General features: G+C 72.0%; 3 protein-coding genes. All 3 read left to right on the top strand.

The window, feature by feature from the left end:
- A partial coding sequence (locus VA603_RS09310; protein WP_323438626.1) for a dihydrodipicolinate synthase family protein occupies positions 1 to 436 on the top strand: 436 nt, incomplete at its 5' end.
- A gap of 1 nt (position 437) precedes the next feature.
- Positions 438 to 2,030, top strand: coding sequence for an aldehyde dehydrogenase family protein (locus tag VA603_RS09305; RefSeq protein ID WP_323438625.1), 1,593 nt, complete (start codon positions 438 to 440; stop codon positions 2,028 to 2,030).
- Positions 2,027 to 3,155: M24 family metallopeptidase (locus VA603_RS09300; protein ID WP_323438624.1), on the top strand; the 1,129-nt coding region annotated here is incomplete at its 3' end. The genes VA603_RS09305 and VA603_RS09300, both read left to right, overlap by 4 nt.

Genomic DNA, 3,155 nt, shown 5'->3' with positions numbered 1-3,155 from the left:
CGCCGAGTTCCCGCACGTGCAGGCGATCAAGGAGTCCTCCGGCGACATCCGCCGCCTGGCCGCGATCAAGGCCCTGCTCGGCGATCGCCTGGTGCTGCTGGTCGGCGTGGACGACCTGATCGTGGAAGGCATCGCGATGGGCGCCGAAGGCTGGATCGCCGGTACCGTCAACGCGTTCCCGGAAGAAGCGGTGCAGTTGTTCGAGCAGGCACGGCGCGGTGGTTACGCGGCGGCCCGCGAGTTGTACGAGTGGTCGTTGCCGCTGCTGCGCATGGACACCGTTCCCAAGTTCGTGCAGCTGATCAAGCTGATGCAGGAGCGCGTGGGCCTGGGCAGCGAGCGCGTGCGCGCGCCGCGGCTGGTGGTGGAAGGCGGCGAACGCGCGCAGGCGCTGCAGCTGATCGACCACGCCATCGCCACCCGCGGGAAGCGCTGAGATGGCCACGGTCGCGCCGTTGTTGATTGCCGGCCACTGGCGTCCGGCAGCGGAAGGCACGGACAGCTTCCGCGCGGTGGACCCGTCCACCGCACAGGCCATCGGGGATGCGTTCCCGCGCAGCGGTGCGGCCGAGGTGGAACAGGCGCTGGCGGCGGCAAGCGCCGCCGCGCCGATGTTGGCGGCGCTCGCCCCGGAACGCATCGCCGCGTTCCTGGAAGGCTACGCCGATGCATTGGAAGCCGATGCCGAAGCACTGGTGGCGCTGGCGCATGCCGAGACCGGGTTGCCGGCCGCCACCCGCCTGCGCGGCAATGAACTGCCGCGCACCTGCAACCAGTTGCGCCAGGCCGCCAGCGCCGCATGCAGCGCCAGCTGGACCCGGCCGGTGATCGACACCGGCGCCGGCCTGCGTTCGTGCCACGCGCCATTGGGCAAGCCGGTCCTGGTGTTCGGCCCCAATAATTTCCCGTTCGCGTTCAACGCGGTGTCCGGCGGCGACTTCGCCGCCGCCATCGCCGCACGCAACCCGGTGATCGCCAAGGCGCACCCGGGGCACCCGGGCACCAGCCAGCGCCTGGCCGAACACGCGCAACGCGCCGCGGACGCGGCCGGCCTGCCCGCCGGCACGGTGCAGCTGCTGTACGACATGCCCGCGCCACTGGGGCGGGCGCTGGCCGGCGATACGCGTTTGGGCGCGATCGCCTTCACCGGCAGCCGCAGCGCCGGGTTGGCCTTGAAGCAGGCGGCCGATGCCGCGGGCATCCCGTTCTTCGGCGAGCTGTCCAGCCTGAACCCGGTGTTCCTGCTGCCCGGTGCGCTGGCCGAACGCGGGGAAGCGCTGGCCGAGGCGTTCAGCGCGTCGTGCCTGCTCGGCAGTGGCCAGTTCTGCACCAACCCGGGGCTGGTACTGGTGCCGCGCGGTGCCGCTGGCGATGCGTTCGTCGCGGCGGTGGCCGGTCGTTTTGCCGACACCGCGCCGCAGCTGCTGCTGTCGCCGGCGGTGCTGGCCACGCTGCAGCACGCGATCGGAGCGTTGCGCCAGGCCGGTGCGCGCCTGCTGTGTGGCGGTACGCCGGGCAGCGTGGGCATCACCCATGCCCCGACCCTGTTCGAGGTGGATGCCGAGGCGTTCCTCGCCGCGCCCGCGCGGTTCCAGGGCGAGGCGTTCGGCCCGAGCAGCCTGCTGCTGCGGGTCAGCGATGTCGCCCAGATGCAGGCCGTGGCGGCCACGCTGGAGGGCCAGCTCACCGGCACGCTGTACCGCGCCGGCGACGGCAGCGACGATGCCGCGTGGCAGGCTGTGGCCAGCGTGCTGCGGCCGCGCGTGGGGCGGCTGATCTGCGACCGCATGCCCACCGGCGTGGCGATCAGCCCGGCGCAGCAACATGGCGGGCCATACCCGGCCTCGACGCAGCCGGGATTCACCGCCGTCGGCCTGCCGGCCGCGATCCTGCGCTTCAGTGCGCTGCAGGCATACGACAATGTGCCCGATGCGCTGCTCCCGCCGGAGCTGCGCGACCGCAACCCGGGTGGATTGCCGCGCTGGATCGACCAGCGTTGGACCACCGATGACATCGGAGCACAGCCATGAATGCACAGATCGGACACCTCACCCTGGAACAGGCACGCGCACGCCTGGCACCGTGGCCACAGCGCGCACCGGCCATCAGCGCCGAGGAGCATGCGCAACGCCTGCAGCGGGCCCGTGCGCTGATGCGGGCGCAGGGCGTGGACGCATTGCTGGTCACCGCCGGCACTTCGCTGCGCTGGTTCTGCGGCGTGCCGTGGGGTGGCAGCGAACGGCTGGTGGCGATGCTGCTGACCCTGGAAGGGGAGCCGCTGCTGGTGTGCCCGGTGTTCGAGGAAGGCTCGCTCGACGCGGTGCTGCGCATTCCGGCCGGCAAGCGCCTGTGGGAAGAACACGAGGACCCGTACGCGCGGGTGGCCGAGGCCATGGCCGAACGCGGCGCGCGCACGCTGGCGCTGGACCCGGAGGCACCGTTCCGCGTGCAGGTCGGCCTGGCCGCGCACCTGGGCGCCGATGTGATCCAGTCGGCGGCCTCCCTCATCGATGGCTGCCGGATGTGCAAGTCGCCGGCCGAACTGGCGCTGATGCAGCAGGCCTGCGACATGACGCTGTTCGTGCAGCAGCTGGCCGCCGGCATCGCCCACGAGGGCATCGGCACCGACACGCTGGTGCGTTTCATCGACGAGGCACACCGTGCGCTGGGCGCCGACGGCGGCTCGACCTTCTGCATCGTGCAGTTCGGGCATGCCACCGCCTTCCCGCACGGCATTCCCGGCGTGCAGCACCTGCGCCGCGGCGAACTGGTGCTGATCGACACCGGCTGCGCCGTGCAGGGCTACAACTCGGACATCACCCGCACCTGGATCTTCGGCGAGCCGGATGCCGAGCAGCGCCGCATCTGGGAACTGGAGCGCGCCGCGCAGCAAGCCGCCTTCGACGCGGTGCGCCCCGGCGTGCCGTGCGAGGTGGTCGACCAGGCCGCGCGCGACGTGCTCGAAGCGGCCGGGCTGGGTCCGGACTACCGCTTGCCGGGTCTGCCGCACCGTACCGGCCACGGCTGCGGCCTTGCCATCCATGAGGCGCCGTACCTGGTGCGTGGCAACACCCTGCCGCTGGCACCGGGCATGTGCTGCAGCAACGAACCGATGATCGTGGTGCCGGGCCGCTTCGGCGTGCGCCTGGAGGACC

The sequence above is a fragment of the Stenotrophomonas capsici genome (assembly GCF_034961085.1).
Classification (GTDB): Bacteria; Pseudomonadota; Gammaproteobacteria; order Xanthomonadales; family Xanthomonadaceae; genus Stenotrophomonas; species Stenotrophomonas capsici.
This window is presented reverse-complemented; position numbering and strand designations above follow the sequence as displayed.